The organism is Microbacterium sp. NPDC086615, from assembly GCF_040686055.1.
In the GTDB taxonomy this organism is placed as follows: Bacteria; Actinomycetota; Actinomycetes; order Actinomycetales; family Microbacteriaceae; genus Microbacterium.
The window spans coordinates 58,551-76,779 of the sequence record NZ_JBFBJJ010000002.1 but is presented as its reverse complement, the minus strand read 5'-3'; the positions used below and the strand labels follow the sequence as shown (position 1 = coordinate 76,779).

The 18,229-nt window shown below is 69.4% G+C and carries 17 protein-coding genes; 15 read left to right on the top strand and 2 right to left on the bottom strand.

Going from position 1 to position 18,229, the window contains the following annotated elements; all coding sequences use genetic code 11:
• Positions 1-42: 42 nt before the first annotated feature.
• The 9 genes from murC to AB0O24_RS02625 all read left to right on the top strand — a co-directional run bounded on the left by murC (position 43) and on the right by AB0O24_RS02625 (position 7,569).
• On the top strand, positions 43-1,449 hold the full coding sequence (gene murC, locus AB0O24_RS02665) for a UDP-N-acetylmuramate--L-alanine ligase (protein ID WP_275796436.1): 1,407 nt from the start codon (positions 43-45) through the stop codon (positions 1,447-1,449).
• Positions 1,450-1,535: 86 nt separating this feature from the next.
• Positions 1,536-2,405, top strand: coding sequence for an FtsQ-type POTRA domain-containing protein (locus tag AB0O24_RS02660; protein WP_275796438.1), 870 nt, complete (start codon positions 1,536-1,538; stop codon positions 2,403-2,405).
• Positions 2,406-2,556: 151 nt separating this feature from the next.
• A complete protein-coding gene (ftsZ, locus tag AB0O24_RS02655) occupies positions 2,557-3,744 on the top strand; it encodes a cell division protein FtsZ (protein WP_058596004.1) in 1,188 nt (395 codons plus the stop codon).
• A 64-nt stretch (positions 3,745-3,808) separates the two neighbouring features.
• Entirely contained in the window at positions 3,809-4,492 is a 684-nt protein-coding gene (locus tag AB0O24_RS02650) for a YggS family pyridoxal phosphate-dependent enzyme (RefSeq protein ID WP_363372364.1), read from the top strand.
• Positions 4,493-4,523: 31 nt separating this feature from the next.
• Positions 4,524-4,997, top strand: coding sequence for a cell division protein SepF (locus AB0O24_RS02645; RefSeq protein WP_058596002.1), 474 nt, complete (start codon positions 4,524-4,526; stop codon positions 4,995-4,997).
• Between the two features lie 6 nt (positions 4,998-5,003).
• Positions 5,004-5,306 carry a YggT family protein gene (locus AB0O24_RS02640; protein ID WP_058596001.1) on the top strand — a complete coding sequence of 101 codons (303 nt, stop codon included), beginning with the start codon at positions 5,004-5,006 and terminating at the stop codon, positions 5,304-5,306.
• A gap of 120 nt (positions 5,307-5,426) precedes the next feature.
• Positions 5,427-6,047: a DivIVA domain-containing protein gene (locus AB0O24_RS02635; protein WP_058596000.1), complete on the top strand. Its 621-nt coding sequence runs from the start codon at positions 5,427-5,429 to the stop codon at positions 6,045-6,047.
• 9 nt (positions 6,048-6,056) lie between these two features.
• Positions 6,057-6,644, top strand: a complete 588-nt coding sequence (gene lspA / locus AB0O24_RS02630; RefSeq protein WP_363372362.1) for a signal peptidase II — start codon at positions 6,057-6,059, stop codon at positions 6,642-6,644.
• A gap of 1 nt (position 6,645) precedes the next feature.
• Complete coding sequence (locus AB0O24_RS02625) at positions 6,646-7,569, top strand: RluA family pseudouridine synthase (protein ID WP_363372359.1); 924 nt, start codon at positions 6,646-6,648, stop codon at positions 7,567-7,569.
• Between the two features lie 6 nt (positions 7,570-7,575).
• Here AB0O24_RS02625 and AB0O24_RS02620 read toward each other — a convergent pair whose 3' ends face one another.
• Entirely contained in the window at positions 7,576-8,058 is a 483-nt protein-coding gene (locus tag AB0O24_RS02620; RefSeq protein ID WP_363372356.1) for an NUDIX domain-containing protein, read from the bottom strand.
• Between the two features lie 133 nt (positions 8,059-8,191).
• Between AB0O24_RS02620 and dnaE the strand changes: the two genes are divergently transcribed.
• From dnaE to AB0O24_RS02595, 5 genes are all read left to right on the top strand, one after another.
• Positions 8,192-11,704 (top strand): DNA polymerase III subunit alpha, encoded by a 3,513-nt coding sequence (dnaE, locus tag AB0O24_RS02615; protein WP_363372353.1) that lies wholly within the window; start codon positions 8,192-8,194, stop codon positions 11,702-11,704.
• Between the two features lie 94 nt (positions 11,705-11,798).
• A complete protein-coding gene (locus AB0O24_RS02610) occupies positions 11,799-13,160 on the top strand; it encodes a hypothetical protein (RefSeq protein WP_363372351.1) in 1,362 nt (453 codons plus the stop codon).
• A 71-nt stretch (positions 13,161-13,231) separates the two neighbouring features.
• The gene (hisD, locus tag AB0O24_RS02605) at positions 13,232-14,533 is read left to right on the top strand and encodes a histidinol dehydrogenase (protein ID WP_363372348.1); all 1,302 of its coding nucleotides are present in this window, start codon (positions 13,232-13,234) and stop codon (positions 14,531-14,533) included.
• Between the two features lie 12 nt (positions 14,534-14,545).
• On the top strand, positions 14,546-15,037 hold the full coding sequence (nrdR, locus tag AB0O24_RS02600; RefSeq protein WP_058595995.1) for a transcriptional regulator NrdR: 492 nt from the start codon (positions 14,546-14,548) through the stop codon (positions 15,035-15,037).
• Positions 15,038-15,047: 10 nt separating this feature from the next.
• Positions 15,048-16,073 carry a quinone-dependent dihydroorotate dehydrogenase gene (locus tag AB0O24_RS02595; protein ID WP_363372346.1) on the top strand — a complete coding sequence of 342 codons (1,026 nt, stop codon included), beginning with the start codon at positions 15,048-15,050 and terminating at the stop codon, positions 16,071-16,073.
• 107 nt (positions 16,074-16,180) lie between these two features.
• On the opposite strand, the gene AB0O24_RS02590 is transcribed toward AB0O24_RS02595, so the two are convergent.
• A complete protein-coding gene (locus AB0O24_RS02590) occupies positions 16,181-16,753 on the bottom strand; it encodes a DUF3043 domain-containing protein (RefSeq protein ID WP_363372343.1) in 573 nt (190 codons plus the stop codon).
• A gap of 46 nt (positions 16,754-16,799) precedes the next feature.
• Here AB0O24_RS02590 and AB0O24_RS02585 point away from each other — a divergent pair, with 46 nt between their 5' ends.
• On the top strand, positions 16,800-18,194 hold the full coding sequence (locus AB0O24_RS02585) for a dipeptidase (protein WP_363372341.1): 1,395 nt from the start codon (positions 16,800-16,802) through the stop codon (positions 18,192-18,194).
• Positions 18,195-18,229 lie beyond the last annotated feature (35 nt).

Genomic DNA, 18,229 nt, shown 5'->3' with positions numbered 1-18,229 from the left:
GGGGCTCGCACGCAGGATCCGCGACGTAAACTCGCAGACGCCATGATCAGACCCGACCTGAGCCTCCCCATCCCCGAGACCATCACCTCCGCGCACTTCATCGGCGTGGGCGGTTCGGGCATGTCCGGGCTCGCCCGCATGTTCCTCGACCGCGGCATCCGGGTCTCCGGTTCCGACCGCGCCGACAGCGCCGCCTTGCGGGACCTCGCCGCTCGCGGTGCGACCGTGTACGTCGGTCACGACGCCGCGCACCTGGGAGACGCCGACACGGTCGTTCACACGGGTGCGATCTGGCCCGAGAACCCCGAGTTCGTCACCGCCAAGGAGCGCGGGCTGCACGTCATCCACCGCTCGCAGGCGCTGCACTGGCTCATCGGCGGCCGCCGCCTCGTCTCGGTCGCCGGGGCGCACGGCAAGACGACATCGACCGGCATGATCGTCACGGCGCTGCGCGCGCTCGAGGTCGACCCCACTTTCGTCAACGGTGGCGTGATCGCCGACCTCGGTGCCTCGAGCGGCACGGGCTCCGACGACCTCGTCGTCATCGAGGCGGACGAGTCCGACGGCACCTTCGAGCTCTACGACACCGCCGTCGCACTCATCACGAACGTCGACCCCGATCACCTCGACCACTACGGCTCGCGCGACGCGTTCGACGCCGCGTTCGCCCGATTCGCGGATGCCGCGAGCGAAGCCGTTGTGATCTCCGCCGACGACGCGGGTGCCCGCGACGTGCGGGAGCGCATCACGCACGTGAACGTCGTGACCTTCGGCGAGGACGCGACCGCCGACGTCCGGCTGAGCGGCATCCGGACCGACGGTCCCGTCGCCTTCACGCTGACAGCCGACGGCGAGAGCGTCGACGTGCAGCTGCGGGTCCCGGGGGCGCACAACGCCGTCAACGCGGCCGGTGCCGTCGCGGTCCTGCGCGTGCTCGGACACTCGCTCACCGATGCCGCCCGCGCGGTCGCGGGCTTCGGCGGGACGGTCCGGCGCTTCGAGCTGCACGGCGTCGCGCAGGGCGTCAGCGTCTACGACGACTACGCACACCACCCCACGGAGGTCGCCGCAGCCCTCTCGGCCGCGCGCACGGTCGTGGGGGAGGGACGCATCATCGCGATCCAGCAGCCGCACACGTACTCGCGTACGCAGGAGATGTACCGCGAGTTCGCGGAGGTCCTCGAGACCCACGCCGACCACACGGTCATGCTCGACGTCTACGGTGCGCGAGAGGATCCGGTGCCCGGAGTCACCGGCGAGCTCGTCAGCGGGGCTTTCACCGATCCCGAGCACGTGCACTACGTCCCCGACTGGCAGGCGGCCGCCGACTACACGGCCCGCATCGCCCGGCCCGGAGATTACGTCATCACGCTGGGCTGCGGGAACGTGTATCAGATCATCCCGCAGGTGCTCGAAGCGCTCTCGCGCACCGAGGCCGCGGCGGTCTGAGCGTGGAGCGGCCCTCGCCCCTGCCCTCGCCGCCGGAGCGGCGCGCCCGCCCGGCCGAGGTGCCCACGGCGCGCGTCGAGCCGGCCTTGCCCGATGCGGACGGGGCGACCGCGCCTGTCGTCCCCTTGATCGCCCCGGTCGGGCGAGGAGACGAGACGATCCCGGATGCCGCGCCCCCGGCGGAGGAGACCGGGACCGGCCTCCGCGATGTCTGGCGCGCCTCGCGCGCACGGCGCCGCGCGCTGCGAGCCGAGGTCCGCCGGTTCACGGTGCGTCAGCGCCGTCGTCGACGGATCTGGATCGGGGTCGGCGTCTCCGTCGCGGTGATGGTCGTGGCGACCGTGGGGGCCGCCTACAGCCCGCTGTTCGCCCTCGAGCGCGTCGACGTGGTGGGAACGTCGCAGCTCGACGCGGCCGCGGTCACCGAAGCGCTCAGCGATCAGGTCGGGACTCCGCTCGCTCTCATCGACGACAGCAAGATCAAGGCCGCCCTGGTGCGCTTCCCCCTCGTGGAGTCGTACACGCTCGAGGCGCAGCCCCCGCACGACCTCGTCGTCCGCATCGTGGAGCGCACGCCCATCGGCGTCGTGCAGACCGCGGCCGGCTTCACCGTCGTCGATGCGGCGGGCGTCGTCCTCTCCACGACTCCCCAGGCGCCGGCCGGGCAGCCGGTGCTCGACATTCCGGCCGGCACATCGTCCGAGCCGTTCCGCGCGGCCGGACGCGTGATGCGGGCCCTCCCCGACGGCATCCGTTCGCAGGTCACCGCGGTGTCCGCGACGACACCGGACGACGTGACCCTCACCCTCGGTGCGACCGGCACCCGCGTGATGTGGGGGAGCGCCGACCGCTCGCCCGAGAAGGCCCGGGTTCTCGACCTGCTGATGCAGAAGAGCCCGCCCGACAGCACCCGCGAGTACGACGTGACGTCGCCCGAAGCCGGCGTCATCCGCTGATCTCGGGAGCGATCCTCGGACACGCCGCGTGTCGACCGGGCGGCGACGACAACGCCGCCTACTTTCGAGTCAAGGAATTGCATACCGGGCAATTCTTTAACCCTCAACATGAGGTTTAGAGTTTCGGGTTCGGGGACAAACGGAGGCCGGCATGAGCCACAACCAGAACTACCTCGCCGTGATCAAGGTCGTCGGTGTGGGCGGGGGCGGCGTCAACGCCGTCAACCGCATGATCGAGCTCGGCCTGCGCGGCGTGGAGTTCATCGCGATCAACACCGACGCGCAGGCGCTGCTCATGAGCGACGCCGACGTCAAGCTCGACGTCGGCCGCGAACTGACGCGCGGCCTGGGCGCGGGTGCGGATCCCGAGGTGGGCCGTCGCGCCGCCGAGGACCACGCCGAAGAGATCGAGGAGGCGCTCCGCGGTGCCGACATGGTCTTCGTGACGGCGGGCGAGGGCGGCGGCACCGGAACCGGTGGCGCTCCCGTCGTCGCCAAGATCGCCAAGTCGATCGGCGCCCTCACCATCGGTGTCGTGACCAAGCCCTTCTCATTCGAGGGTCGTCGCCGCCAGAGCCAGGCCGAGGGCGGTGTCCAGCGCCTGAAGGAAGAGGTCGACACCCTCATCGTCGTCCCCAACGACCGTCTCCTCGAGATCAGCGACCGCGGCATCTCGATGATCGAGGCCTTCGCCACGGCCGATCAGGTGCTGCTCGCCGGTGTCCAGGGCATCACCGACCTCATCACGACCCCGGGTCTGATCAACCTCGACTTCGCTGACGTCAAGAGCGTCATGCAGGGAGCGGGGTCGGCCCTCATGGGCATCGGCTCGGCGCGGGGGGCGGATCGCGCCATCAAGGCCGCCGAGCTCGCCGTCGAATCGCCCCTGCTCGAGGCGTCGATCGAAGGGGCGCACGGCGTCCTGCTGTCGATCCAGGGCGGATCGAACCTCGGCATCTTCGAGATCAACGACGCCGCGCAGCTCGTCAAGGAAGCGGCGCACCCCGAGGCGAACATCATCTTCGGTACGGTCATCGACGACACGCTCGGCGACGAGGTCCGCGTCACGGTCATCGCCGCCGGCTTCGACGGGGGAGAACCGTCGTTGCGCATCGACGCGGTGGGCGCCCAGCGCTCCGTCTCGGCACCCGTCGTCCCCGTCATCCCCGCCGACGACGTGGCGCGCGACCTGCACGCGGCTGAGGAGCAGAAGGCTTCGACCGAGCGCGCCCCCGAGCGCAAGCCCGAGCCCGCGCCCGTCGCGGCCCACGTCCCCGAGTCGTCGTACGACGGTGGATTCGCCGACGACGACCTCGACGTGCCGGACTTCCTCAAGTAAGCACGAGTGAGCAGTGCAGCGGGTCCGGTCTTCACCGGGCCCGCTCTCGTCGTGAAGGAGACCCATGTCCAGCGCCCTCGCCGATCGCCTCGCCGACGTCGATGCACGCATCGCGGATGCCGCCCGCGCGGCGGGCCGTGATCTCGCCGGCATCACGCGCATCGTCGTGACGAAATTCCACCCGGCCTCCCTCGTTCGCGACCTGCACGCGCTGGGCGTCCGCGACGTCGGCGAGAATCGACAGCAGGAGCTGACGGTCAAACGCGATGAGCTGGCGAGTCTCTCCGACCTCCGCTGGCACTTCATCGGGCAGGCCCAGACGAACAAGGCGCGGGCCGTCCGCGCCGCAGCCGACGTGGTCCACTCCGTCGATCGTTCGCGCATCGCCGATGCTCTGGATGCCGCGGGCTCGGGCGATCCGCTCGACGTGCTGCTGCAGGTGAACCTCACGGACGACGCCGGGCGCGGGGGAGTCGCTCCGGGTGACGTGGAAGCCCTTGCTGCCCACGTCGCGGGACGGGCGTCGCTGCGTGTCCGGGGCGTGATGGCGGTGGCACCGCTCGACGAAGACCCCGCTCACGCCTTCGAGCGTCTTCGTCGGAGCGCGGACGTCGTGCGCACGGTCGTCCCGGAAGCGACGTGGATCTCGGCGGGGATGACCGGCGACTTCCCCGAAGCGATCGCAATGGGTGCGACACACCTACGGATCGGATCGGCAATCACGGGTCCGAGGCCCGTGCGCGGATAGCCTCGACACAGACGAGCGAACGGAGGATGCGATGTCGAACCCGCTCAAGAAGACGATGGTTTACCTGGGACTCGCCGATGAGGAGGAGACCTATGACGAGCCTGCGCCGCAGCCGGCCGCGCGCAAGCAGCAGCCGCAGCAGACCGCGCCGATCGAGAAGGCTGCTCCCGTGACCCCCCTGCATCGGCCCGCCGTAGTGCGTCAGCCCGCTGCCGGTCCGGTCAGTGAGATCCTGACGGTGCACCCCAAGCAGTACCGCGATGCGCAGACGATCGCCGAGAACTTCCGCGAGGGGATTCCGGTCATCATCAACCTGTCGCAGATGAGCGACGCCGACGCGCGCCGTCTGATCGACTTCGCGAGCGGTCTGTCGCTCGGTCTCTACGGACGCATCGAACGGGTCACGAGCAAGGTCTTCCTGCTCTCGCCCGAGAACATCGCCGTCTCCGGAGACGGGGCGATCGCGCAGGCCGACCCCGAGGTCGCGCCCTTCGCGCCTCAGTAAGCGATCGTGGCCGTCCTGAGCCTGGTCGGCTCGATCCTCAGTGCGCTCCTCTTCATCTACATCGTGCTGCTGCTCGCGCGCCTCGTGCTCGAGTACATCCCGATGTTCAACCGGGAGTGGCGCCCTCGCGGCGCCGTTCTCGTGATCGCCGAGATCGTGTACACGGTGACCGATCCTCCGATCAGACTGATCCGTCGCTTCATCCCGCCCCTGCGCATCGGGGGGATCGCGTTCGATTTCGGATTCGCGATCACCATGTTCCTGTGCTTCCTGCTGCTGAGCGTCACGCGGTCCCTCTCGGCCTTGTGACCTCGATCGCCGCCGCCTTCGACACCGGTCGAGGGCGGCGGCTATGCTGTTCCGAAGCGGTACGCCCCGGTGCGACACCCCCAACAGTTCCAACTCAGAGCTCTCGAAAGAGGAAACACCATGGCACTGACCCCCGATGACGTCGTCACCAAGCAGTTCCAGCACGTGCGCTTCAAGGAGGGTTTCGACCCCGATGAGGTCGACGACTTCCTCGACGAGATCGTCGTCGAGTGGCGCAAGACGATCGCCGAGAACGAAGAGCTGAAGGCGAAGCTCGCCGCGTTCGAGTCCGGCGAGGCGGCCCCGGTGGCCGCGGCCCCCGCGGCCGAGGCGCCCAAGGTCGAAGAGCCGGTCGTCGCCGAGGCGCCTGCAGCGGCTCCGGAGGCCCCCGCGGTCGAGGCCGACGCTGCTCCCGCCGCGCAGAGCGCCGGCATCATCGAGCTGGCCCAGCGCCTGCACGACGAGCACGTCGCCGAGGGTAAGGCCCAGCGCGACCAGCTCATCAGCGAGGCTCAGGCGCAGGCGGCGTCCATCGTCGCCGAGGCCGAGCAGAAGGGTCGCGAAGAGCGCGCCCGTCTCGAGAAGGAGCGCGTCACCCTCGAGGGCCGTATCACCGAGCTGCGCAACTTCGAGCGCGACTACCGCTCGCAGCTCCGCTCCTACATCGAGGGTCAGCTCCGCGACCTCGACACCACCGCGTCGTCCTCTGGCTCGACGCCCGTGTCGGCGATCGGTCTGTAGGCCGACTCTTTGCGCAGTCGACCTCCCCTGCGTTCGGCGGCGGCCAGCATCCTCATCGCGATCCTCGCGGTGGTGGTGCTGGCCGCCGACCAGTTGGCGAAGATGATCGCCATCGAGAACCTCCCTCCCGAGCGCGTCGTCCCCGTCATCGGCGAGGCGCTCCAGCTGTACCTCGTGCGGAACCCCGGGGCGGCTTTCTCGCTCGGCGAGGGTGTCACCTGGATCTTCACGATCGCCCTGGCGGTCGTGGCGTGCGTCATCCTCTTCCTCGCGGTCACGCGGGTCCGCTCGCGGCTGTGGGCGGTCGTGCTGGGTCTCCTGCTCGGCGGAGTGCTGGGCAACCTGAGCGACAGGCTCTTCCGCGAACCGGGCTTCCCCGTCGGCCACGTCGTCGACTTCATCTCGACCCCGTGGATGATGCCGGCGATCTACAACGTCGCCGATGTGTTCATCGTCTCGATGATGATCTCCGTCGCGCTGCTGGTGCTCTTCGGCCTCCGTCTCGACGGAACGCGCGAGACGCGGGCATCCCGCGCCGCCGATGCCGCCGCGCCCGACGACAGCGTCGACGCCGCGACCGACCCCGGTTCTCGCTGACATGGAGTCGCGACACCTTCCCGTTCCCGACGGGCTCGATGGAACGCGCGTCGACCAGGCGCTGGCCAAGATGCTCGGATTCTCGCGGACCTTCGCTGCCGAGATCGCCGACGCGGGCGGGGTGAGCGTCGACGGGCGCTCCGTCGCTCGCTCCGACCGTCTCCGCGGCGGCGGGTGGTTGAGCGTGGAGTGGGAACCGAAGCGCGAGCCCGAGATCGTGCCCGTCGAAGTCGCCGACCTCGGCATCGTCTGGGACGACGATGACATCGTCGTCGTCGACAAGCCCGCGGGTGTGGCCGCTCATCCCTCCGTGGGATGGGAGGGGCCGACCGTGCTCGGAGCCCTCGCCGCGGCGGGGTTCCGCATCGCCACGAGCGGGCCGGCCGAGCGCCGCGGCGTGGTCCACCGGCTCGATGCCGGGACGAGCGGTCTGATGGTCGTGGCCAAGACCGAACGCGCCTACACGCTCCTGAAGAGCGCGTTCAAGGAGCGCGAAGTCGACAAGATCTATCACGCGGTCGTTCAGGGGCACACCGATCCGCTGTCGGGAACCATCGACGCACCGATCGGGCGTCATCCGCACCACTCGTGGAAGTTCGCGGTCGTTCCCGACGGGAAGGACTCGGTGACCCACTACGAGACGCTCGAGGCGTTCCCTCGCGCGTCGCTCCTCGAGATCCATCTCGAGACCGGGCGCACGCATCAGATCCGCGTGCACATGGCGGCTCATCGGCATCCCTGTGTCGGCGACCCCCTGTATGGCGCCGACCCCACGCTCTCCGTCCGTCTGGGACTCGAGCGTCAGTGGCTCCACGCCCACCGGCTCGCCTTCACCCACCCGGCGACGGGGGAGTGGGTCAGCTTCGAGTCGGCGTACCCCGCCGACCTTGCGCACGCGCTCGAGATCCTCCGCGACGGATTCTGACTCCGGTCACGCGGGCGAGGAGTTCTGCTCGAATCGCGCCGGCCCGCCGGTGAGGCCCGCGCGGACGCGAGCGTGCATCTCGTCGTCCAGAAGCTCGTCGAGGCCGGCGATCGGATGCCATCCGACCTCGGTCATCTCGCCGTCGACGGGCTCGGGCTCACCGGATAGCCACGTGCAGGCGAAGACGAGGTCGAGGTAGTCGCTCTGGTCGCCGTTGGCGTAGGTCACGCGGGGAATCTGGTGCACCCAGGCGAGTCGGTCGGCACGGATGCGCACACCGGCTTCCTCCGCGGCCTCGCGGACAGCGGCATCCGCGGGCTCTTCTCCGGGGTCGACGATCCCGGTGATCGGGGTCAGGCGGCCGTTGTCACTGCGCCGTCCGAGCAGGACGACGTCGTCGCGCACGACCACGGCGGTCACGCCGACCAGCGGCAGGGGGCGGGTGCCGACGAGGCGGCGGAGTTCGAGGACGAAGTCTGGCGTGGGCACGCGCCCACCGTAGCCGAGTCGATTCGACCTCGGCAGTGAGCGTGAGCGTCACGTGCGCGACGCGCGGGTGGCACCTGGGGGTCCGCTCTGAACTTCCGGACGCGATGTCGGAGGCCGAACGTAGACTCGTCACGTGGCAGCAGACTCCTTCGTTCACCTTCACGTGCACAGCGAGTATTCGATGCTCGACGGAGCCGCGCGCATCGGTCCGATGGTGCAAGAGGCCGTCAAACAGGGCATGCCCGCGATCGCCGTCACCGACCACGGCAACACCTTCGCCGCGTTCGAGTTCTACAAGACCGCGAGAGACGCGGGCATCAAGCCGATCATCGGTATCGAGGCCTACGTCACGCCGGGAACACACCGCTCCGACAAGACGCGCGTGCGCTGGGGCACGCCCGAGCAGCAGAGCGACGACGTCTCGGGTTCGGGTGCATACACGCACATGACCCTGCTGTCCGAGACGACCGAGGGAATGCACAATCTCTTCCGGCTTTCGTCCAAGGCGAGCATGGAGGGCTACTACTTCAAGCCGCGCATGGACCGCGAGCTGCTGCAGACCTACAGCAAGGGACTGATCGCGACGACCGGGTGTCCGTCCGGAGAGGTGCAGACGCGTCTGCGCCTGGGCCAGTACGAGGCGGCCCGTGCCGCGGCGGCAGAGTTCCAAGACATCTTCGGCAAAGACAACTACTTCGCCGAGATCATGGACCACGGGTTGTCGATCGAGCGCCGGGTCATGGGCGACCTGTTGAAGATCTCGAAAGACCTCGGCATCCCCCTCGTCGGTACCAACGACCTGCACTACACGCACCAGCACGACGCGACGAGCCATGCCGCCCTCCTCTGCGTGCAGTCGGGCTCGACGCTCGACGACCCCAAGCGCTTCAGGTTCGACGGCGACGGCTACTACGTCAAGTCGCCCGCCGAGATGCGCCAGGTCTTCCGCGACCACCCCGAGGCGTGCGACAGCACGCTGCTCATCGCGGAGCGGTGCAACGTCGAGTTCGACACTTCGGCCAACTACATGCCGCGCTTCCCGGTGCCGCCCGGCGAGACCGAGGGCAGTTGGATGATCAAAGAGGTCGAGAACGGCCTGCAGGACCGCTACCCGGGCGGCATTCCCGACGCGGTGCGCAAGCAGGCCGAGTACGAGACCGACGTCATCCTGCAGATGGGGTTCCCCGGCTACTTCCTCGTCGTCGCCGACTTCATCAACTGGGCCAAGAACAACGGCATCCGCGTCGGTCCCGGTCGCGGTTCGGGCGCCGGCTCGATGGTCGCCTACGCGATGAAGATCACCGATCTCGATCCGCTGCAGCACGGCCTCATCTTCGAGCGGTTCCTCAACCCCGACCGCGTCTCGATGCCCGACTTCGACGTCGACTTCGACGACCGTCGCCGTGGCGAGGTCATCCAGTACGTGACCGAGAAGTACGGCGACGAGCGCGTCGCGCAGATCGTCACGTACGGCACGATCAAGGCCAAGCAGGCGCTGAAAGACGCCGGGCGTGTGCTCGGTTTCCCCTTCAGCATGGGCGACAAGCTCACGAAGGCCATGCCCCCCGCCGTGATGGGCAAAGACATGCCGCTGGACGGCATGTTCAACCCCGAGCACCCGCGCTACAAAGAGGCGAGCGAGTTCCGCACCCTCATCGAGACCGACGCCGAGGCGAAGACCGTGTTCGACACGGCCCTCGGGCTCGAGAACCTCAAGCGCCAGTGGGGCGTGCACGCGGCCGGTGTGATCATGTCGAGCGAGCCGCTCATCGACATCATCCCGATCATGCGTCGCGAGCAGGACGGCCAGATCGTCACGCAGTTCGACTACCCCGCGTGCGAGTCGCTCGGCCTGATCAAGATGGACTTCCTGGGGCTGCGCAACCTCACGATCATCAACGACGCGCTCGACAACATCGAGGCCAACCGGGGTCATCCACTCGTGCTGGAAGACCTCGAGCTCGACGATGCGGCATCCTACGAGCTGCTCGCGCGGGGCGACACGCTCGGCGTGTTCCAGCTCGACGGCGGGCCCATGCGCTCTCTGCTGCGCCTCATGCGCCCCGACAACTTCGAGGACATCTCGGCCGTGCTGGCCCTTTATCGCCCGGGTCCGATGGGCGTGAACTCGCACATCAACTACGCACTGCGAAAGAACAAGCAGCAGGAGATCGAGCCGATCCATCCCGAGCTCGAAGAGCCGCTGGCCGACATCCTCGACACCACCTACGGCCTGATCGTCTATCAGGAGCAGGTGATGGCCGTCGCCCAGCGCGTCGCCGGGTACACGCTCGGTCAGGCCGACCTGCTGCGCCGTGCGATGGGCAAGAAGAAGAAGAGCGAGCTCGACAAGCAGAAAGAGATCTTCTTCGGCGGGATGACCGAGCGCGGCTACGGCGAGGTCGCTCAGCAGACGCTGTGGAAAGTGCTCGAGTCGTTCGCCGACTACGCGTTCAACAAGGCGCACACAGCCGCCTACGGGCTCGTGTCGTACTGGACGGCGTACCTCAAGGCGCACTATCCCGCCGAATACATGGCCGCACTGCTGACGAGCGTCGGCGACTCCAAAGACAAGATGGCCGTCTACCTCAACGAGTGCCGCCGCATGGGCATCAGGGTGCTGCCCCCCGACGTCAACGAGTCGATCCGTTTCTTCGCCGCCGTCGGCGAAGACATCCGCTTCGGCCTCGGAGCGGTGCGCAACGTCGGCGCCAACGTCGTTGACGGGATCGTCGCAGCCCGGCAGGATGCCAAGTACGCCTCGTTCCACGACTTCCTCGCGAAGGTGCCCATGCACGTCGCCAACAAGCGCACGGTCGAGTCGCTGATCAAGGCCGGCGCCTTCGACTCGCTCGGCTCCACTCGTCGGGCACTCCTCGAGATCCACGAGGACGCGTGCGAAGGGGCCGTGAGCGACAAGAGGCGCGAAGCCAACGGCGAGGTGGGTTTCGACTTCGACTCGCTGTGGGACGAGCCGCAGCAGGTGTCGAAGGTCCCGGACCGGCCCGAATGGACGAAGAAGGACAAGCTCGCGTTCGAGCGCGAGATGTTGGGGCTCTACGTCTCGGATCATCCTCTGGCGGGCCTCGAGGTCCCGCTCGCGAAGCACGCGTCGACCTCGATCCACGATCTGCTCTCGTCGGAAGACGTGCAGGACGGCGATCAGGTGACGGTCGCGGGTCTGCTGACCAGCGTGCAGCACCGCGTGGCCAAACAGAGCGGAAATCCCTACGGCATGGTGACCGTCGAGGATTTCAACGGCGAGGTCACCGTGATGTTCATGGGCAAGACCTACGCCGAGTTCGCTCCGATCCTCCAGGGCGACTCGATCCTCGTCGTGCGCGGCCGCGTGTCCCGCCGAGACGACGGGCTGAACCTGCACGCGCAGTCCGCCTTCGCCCCCGACCTCGAGGGAATGGACGCGGCGAGCGGCCTGACGCTCGTCGTCCCGGAGCAGCGCGCCAACGAAGCCCTGATCGGGGAGCTCGCTCAGACGCTGCAGCGGCATGCGGGCGATACGGAGGTGCTTCTCAAGCTTCACAAAGGTGGGACGGCAAAGGTCTTCGAGGTGCCTTTGCCCGTTCGCGTGACCGCCGACCTCTTCGGTGAGTTGAAGGGACTGCTCGGGCCCAACTGCCTGGGCTGACACGCGCGAGGTCGCGCACCGGTGTCCGTGAGGTGCCGGCGCGACACGCTCGAAAACCGTACGGGGCGCTCTCGTGCCCTCGGAAAGGAAGATCGTGACCGACCGCACTGACGAATCCGTCGCGCACATGGGCCCCTCGGGCGACGAACCGCAATCGGCCGGTGCCCGGGAGGTGTCCGGTCCGCGCCTCGCGCGCTCGTCCATGGCATCCCCCTCCTCCGCCGTCGACGAGGGAGAGACCGACACGCCCGTATCCGATGGGCCCACCGGGGACGTCCCGGACGTGAACGACCGCGCGGACTCGCGTGACGTCGACGACGAGGACGCCGACCTGGGCGACGACACCGGTCACCGCGAAGCGGGCCACGGCGATGCCGCCGGACAGATGTCGGCGCGTTCGCACGTCAACACGCACAACGTGTCACTGCCGTCCACGTCCTCCACGTCCGGCGCCGCACGGGGTGCGGTGTCGTACGCGGTGGGCCCTTTCTCGGTCCGCGAGGTCTCGCTCCTGGGGATCTGGGCCGTCGCGTTCTTCGTGTCCTTCTTCCCCGACAACAACGTCACCGGAGCCGCTCGACTGCTCGTCGGCGGCAGCAATGTCTGGCTCTCGGGACTCTGGTGGATTCCCGCCGTGGCGTTGCCGACGCTCGCCGTGGGACTTCTCGTCCTCCGTCGGTTGTCGCCGCAGGGAATCCGCCGTGTCGGCTCCCTCGGGATCGACCAGTTCGCGTCCGTCGCCTTCTCCGTGGCGGCGTTGGTGTGGGTTGCGTGGCTCTGGGAGACGGTGTCGATCGCGATCGACACCGGCGGATGGGTTCGTTCCTGGGTCGTGTGGGTCGAGGCGGTGCTGATGGTCGCCGGTGTCGTGCTGACCGTCGCCGCTCCGTTCCTTCCTCCCTTCGCCGGTGACTTCGCCGATCGCGAGGAGGTGCCCGCCCATCGGAACGCGCGCCCCGTTCGTCCCGTCGTCCCGCGGCCGGCCACGGCGCGCCCGGCTCGCCGTTCGACCGTTCGTCGGGCGCCCGACGCCGCGTCGGCCCCGCACGCGGAGGCCGCTGCCACCCCCGGCGACTATGTGCGATCGACCGAAGGGCCCCACCCCGCGCCGACTGATCCGCCCACCTCGGTCCTGCCGGCCGTGGACCACTCCCACGAGGGAGAGGATGCCGCGGTCGCTTCGGATCACGCGAACCCGTCCGACGACCACCCGACCGATGTGATCACCGGCATCCACGACTCGCCCGCCGAATCCGCGCACCCGGCGACCCAGGCTTTCTGGGCCCTCGCGCCCGTCGAACGCGAGGTCGTGGACGACTACGGCACGCCGATCTTCCGTATCGGACCGTCCGCGTGGGCACTCGTGATCGAGGATCGCGGCGAGACGTTCGTGATCCGCCACGACGACGGCCGGATCGGCTACCTGCACGACGTGTCGGGCATCACCCGCGGCTGAAAGCCTGACGACAGTCTGAGAGCGCCCCCTCTCGCGGAAGGGGGCTCCCAGGCGGCCGGTAGCCTGGTCTCATGCTCCGTACCATCGATCTCCGTGGCCGTGTTCTCTCGCCCGCCGAGCTCCTCGCGGTCGTTCCGCGCGCCGACAGCGCGCGTGACGAAGCTCTCGTCATCGCGGCCCGCATCGTCGACGACGTCGCCGTTCGCGGTGAAGAGGCCCTGCGCGAGCAGGCGGCGCAGTTCGACCACGTGACCGACCACGCGATCGCCGTCCCCGCGGCGCACCTCGACGAAGCCCTCGACTCCCTCGACCCGGGCGTGCGCGCGGCCCTCGAAGAAGCGATCACGCGCGTGCGCGCGGCCTCGGCCGCTCAGGTCCCGGCGCCCGTGGTGACCGAGCTCGGTCCCGGAGCGCGCGTCACCCAGCGCTGGCAGCCCGTGCGCCGCGTCGGGCTCTACGTCCCGGGCGGCAAGGCGGTCTACCCCTCGAGCGTCGTGATGAACACCGTCCCGGCCCAGGTGGCGGGGGTCCGAGAGATCGCTCTGGCCTCCCCGCCGCAGCGCGAGTTCGGGGGGCGTGTGCACCCCGTGATCCTCGCGGCGGCCCGCCTGCTCGGCGTCACCGAGGTCTACGCGATGGGCGGTGCCGGAGCGATCGGCGCCTTCGCCTCCGGCGTGGCCAGCCTCGGTCTCGACCCGGTCGACGTCGTCACCGGTCCCGGGAACAACTTCGTCGCCTCGGCGAAGCGTGCCGTCGCCGGACGCGTGGGCACCGACTCCGAGGCCGGCGCGACCGAGATCCTGGTGGTCGCCGACTCCGGTGCGGACCCCGTGCTCGTGGCGGCCGACCTCGTGAGCCAGGCCGAGCACGACGAGCAGGCCTCGGCCGTGCTGGTCACCGACTCGACCGCTCTCGCCGACGCCGTCCGCGCGGCCCTTCCCGAACGCGTCGCCGCGACCCGGCACAGCGAGCGGGTCGCCGCCGCGTTCGAGGGGCCGCAGTCCGCGGTCGTGCTCGTCGACGACCTCGCGCAGGCGACCGCCTTCAGCAACGCGTACGCCCCGGAGCACCTCGAACTCCACCTCGCCGATCCCCGGCCGCAGGACTTCGTCAACGCCGGTGCGGTGTTCGTCGGCCCCTACACCCCGGTCAGCCTGGGTGACTATCTGGCGGGAAGCAACCACGTGCTTCCGACGGGCGGGCAGTCGCGCTACGGCGCGGGGCTGTCGGCCGCGACATTCCTCCGCCCGCAGCAGGTGATCGAGTACGACCGCGAAGCGCTCCGCTCGGTGCACGACGCGATCGTCACCCTCGCGGAGGCCGAGGCTCTGCCCGCACACGGCGAGGCCGTCACGGCCCGCTTCCCCGCATAGATCGGCGAGAGCATGCACTGTCCTTTCTGTCGGAACCCCGATTCTCGCGTCATCGACTCGCGCACGAGCGATGACGGTCTCAGCATCCGCCGTCGTCGGCAATGCCCGAAGTGCGGCGGGCGCTTCTCGACCGTCGAGACCGCGAGCCTCAACGTCATCAAGCGTTCGGGGGTCGTCGAGCCGTTCAGCCGCGAAAAAGTGATGTCGGGGGTGCGCAAGGCCTGCCAGGGACGACCCGTCACCGACGCCGACCTCGCCGTGCTCGCGCAGCAGGTCGAGGAGGCCATTCGGCAGACCGGGTCGTCGCAGATCGACGCGAACGAGATCGGGCTGTCGATCCTCGGTCCGCTCCGCGAGCTCGACGAGGTCGCCTACCTTCGGTTCGCGAGCGTCTACCAGGCGTTCGAGTCTCTCGAGGACTTCGACGCCGCCATCGCGCAGCTGCGCGCCGACCACGCCCACCGTCAGGTCTCTGCGAGCAGTACCACGGACGACGTCCAGTAGCCTGGCGGGGATGTATCCCCTTCTCTTCCGCACGGTCCTCACGCGTCTCGACCCCGAGTTCGCCCATCACCTCGCTGCGCTCGTGATCCGTGTCGCGGGCGTCGAGCCCGTGGCATCCGTCGTCCGTCGTGTGACCGCGCCGGCGCCCGACCAGGGGGTCGATGCGCTCGGACTTCACTTCGACTCGTCGTTCGGCGTGGCGGCGGGGTTCGACAAGAACGTCACCATGGTCCGCGGGCTCGGTGCGCTCGGCTTCGGGCACGTCGAGGTGGGGACGGTCACGGCGCTCGCTCAGCCGGGCAACCCCAAGCCGCGTCTGTTCCGCCTCGTGGCCGATCGCGCGGTCATCAACCGCATGGGCTTCAACAACGACGGCGCCGCTGCGGCGGCCGCGAAGCTCCGGCGATTGCGCCGGGCTCGGCGACGCCCCGTCATCGGCGTCAACATCGGCAAGAGCCGCGTCGTGGCCGTCGAAGACGCGACCACCGACTACGTGCGCAGCGCACGCCTGCTCGCGCCGCTGGCCGACTACCTCGTCGTCAACGTCTCATCGCCGAACACCCCGGGGCTGCGCGGTCTGCAGGCCGTCGAAACGCTGCGGCCGTTGCTGACGGCGGTTCGGGATGCCGCGGGCTCGACGCCTCTCCTGGTGAAGATCGCCCCCGATCTCGATGACGACGAGGTGCAGGACATCGCCCGACTCGCGGTCGACGCGGGCCTGGCCGGCCTCATCGCGACGAACACGACGATCGCGCGGATCGGACTCTCGACGGATGCCGCCACGGTCGAGGCCGCGGGAGCGGGTGGCCTCTCGGGCGCCCCGCTGAAGGCGCGCGCCGCCGAGGTGCTGCGCCTGGTGCGAGCGGCCGTCCCCGCCGAGTTCGTCGTGATCTCGGCCGGGGGAGTGGAAACCGCCGAAGACGTGCGCGAGCGCCTCGCGGCCGGCGCGAACCTCGTCCAGGGCTATACGGGCTTCCTCTACCGGGGTCCTCTGTGGGGCCGGCAGATCAACCGCGGTCTCACGCGCCACCGCTGACCGTCGATCTCGCTCCGGCTTCCGAGGCCGCGGCGGGAACGACGTCGCGGCGGGAACGACGAAGCGGCGCGCCCGAGGGCACGCCGCTTCGTGAAGAATCCCGCGTGTCAGGCGGGGTACTGCCCGCGCTTGACCTGGGCCTTGGGCAGGCGCATGAAGCGCATCTGCACGGTGCGCATCGCCGCGTACCATCCGAGGCCCTTCTCGAGCTTGCTCTCGCCGAACTTGTCCTTCGCGGCGCGCTTCACGCGGATCGACGTGATGATCATGTCGCCGATGACGAAGAGGATGAAGATCCAAAGGGCGACGAACGCCCAGTACTGGAAGAACTGCACCGGAAGCACCGTCAGCAGGATGACGATGAGCATGAACGGCATGACGCCCTCGCCGAGGTGCCAGCCGGCATCCACGAAATCGCGCGCGAAGCGGCGCTGCGGCCCCTTGTCGCGGACGGGGAGGTAGCGCTCCTCACCGGCGGCCATGCCGACACGGGCCTTCTCGCGCTGAGCGGCCAGCTCGGCGCGGGCGCGAGCCTTGGCCTCTTTGGTGTCGGGGACGAGCGGGCGCTTGCGCGCGGCTTCCTGCTCTGCCCGCGAGGGCGTCGCGCGCCCCTTGCCCGAACCGGTCTCCGTCGGGTCGACGGGGGTGTCGTTGGGGGCGGGGGCGGGGGACTTTGCCACGGAAAACCTCGAGAGCTCGCTGATCGGGAGATTTAAGATTACCCGCATGACCCCCGACCTGTCCTTGCAGAATGCCGTGCGCGACGCCGCGGCCGCCGGCATCCCTTCCGCCCTCGCCGATCTGGGAGCCCTCGTGCGCATCCCCTCGATCGCCTGGCCGGCTTTCGATCAGTCCGCCCTCGAGAAGAGCGCGGATGCCGTGGCCGACCTGTTCCGCGGAACGGGCATGTTCGATCGGGTCGAGGTGAAGCGTGCCGCGATCCCGGGCACCGACGAACTCGGCCAGCCCGCGGTGCTCGCCTCTCGTCCGGCGAGGAACGGCCGCCCGACGGTGCTGCTGTACGCGCACCACGACGTGCAGCCCCCCGGTGACGACGCGCTGTGGGATTCGCCGCCCTTCGAGCCGACCGTGCGCGACGGACGTCTGTACGGTCGAGGCGCGGCGGACGACAAGGCCGGCGTCATGGCCCACGTCGCCGCCATCCGCGCGCTGGCCGACGTGGTCGGCGACGACCTCGACCTTGGGATCGCCGTCTTCATCGAGGGCGAGGAGGAGTACGGGTCCCGCTCCTTCGCCCAGTTCCTGGCCGACAACGCCGACGTGCTGCGCTCCGACGTCATCGTCGTCGCCGACTCGGGCAACTGGGACGACCGCACGCCCGGCCTCACCGTGTCGCTCCGCGGCAACGCCCGTTTCACGCTGACGGTGCGGACCCTGGAGCACGCCTCCCACTCGGGGATGCTCGGGGGAGCGGTCCCGGATGCCATGCTCGCCACCGTGAAGCTCCTGGCGACGCTCTGGGACGACGACGGTGCCGTCGCGGTCGAGGGCCTCCACGTCCGCGAGGCGGAGACCCCTGCGTACGACGAGTCCACCCTACGCGCGGAGTCGGGCCTGCTCGAGGGAGTCAGCCCCATCGGGCGCGACTCGATCCTGAGCCGCATCTGGAACAAGCCCTCGGTGACGATCACCGGATGGGATGCCACGCCCGTGGCGTCGGCGTCGAACACCCTGGCACCCGCGACGAGCGTCGTGATCAGCGCTCGCGTCGCTCCCGGCCAGAGCGCCGAGGACGCCTACGCCGCGATCGAAGCGCACCTCCGCGCGCATGCGCCGTTCGGTGCCCACCTGGAGTTCAGCGACGTCGACTGCGGCGACGCGTTCCTCGTCGACACGAGCGGCTGGGCCGTTGAGGACGCCCGCGCGTCGTTCGCCGAGGGGTACGGCGTCGAGTCCGTCGATGTCGGGATCGGGGGCTCGATTCCCTTCATCGCCGACCTCGTCCGAGAGTTCCCCGCGGCGCAGATCCTCGTCACGGGGGTGGAGGACCCGCACGCCCGCGCGCACAGCCCCAACGAGTCGTTGCACCTGGACACGTTCCGCAACGCGGTGGTGTCGGAAGCGCTCCTGTTGACGCGCCTGAACGCGCGCACCGTCTGAACGAGGCCGCGGGGGCGTGACGGGCGTAGAATCGT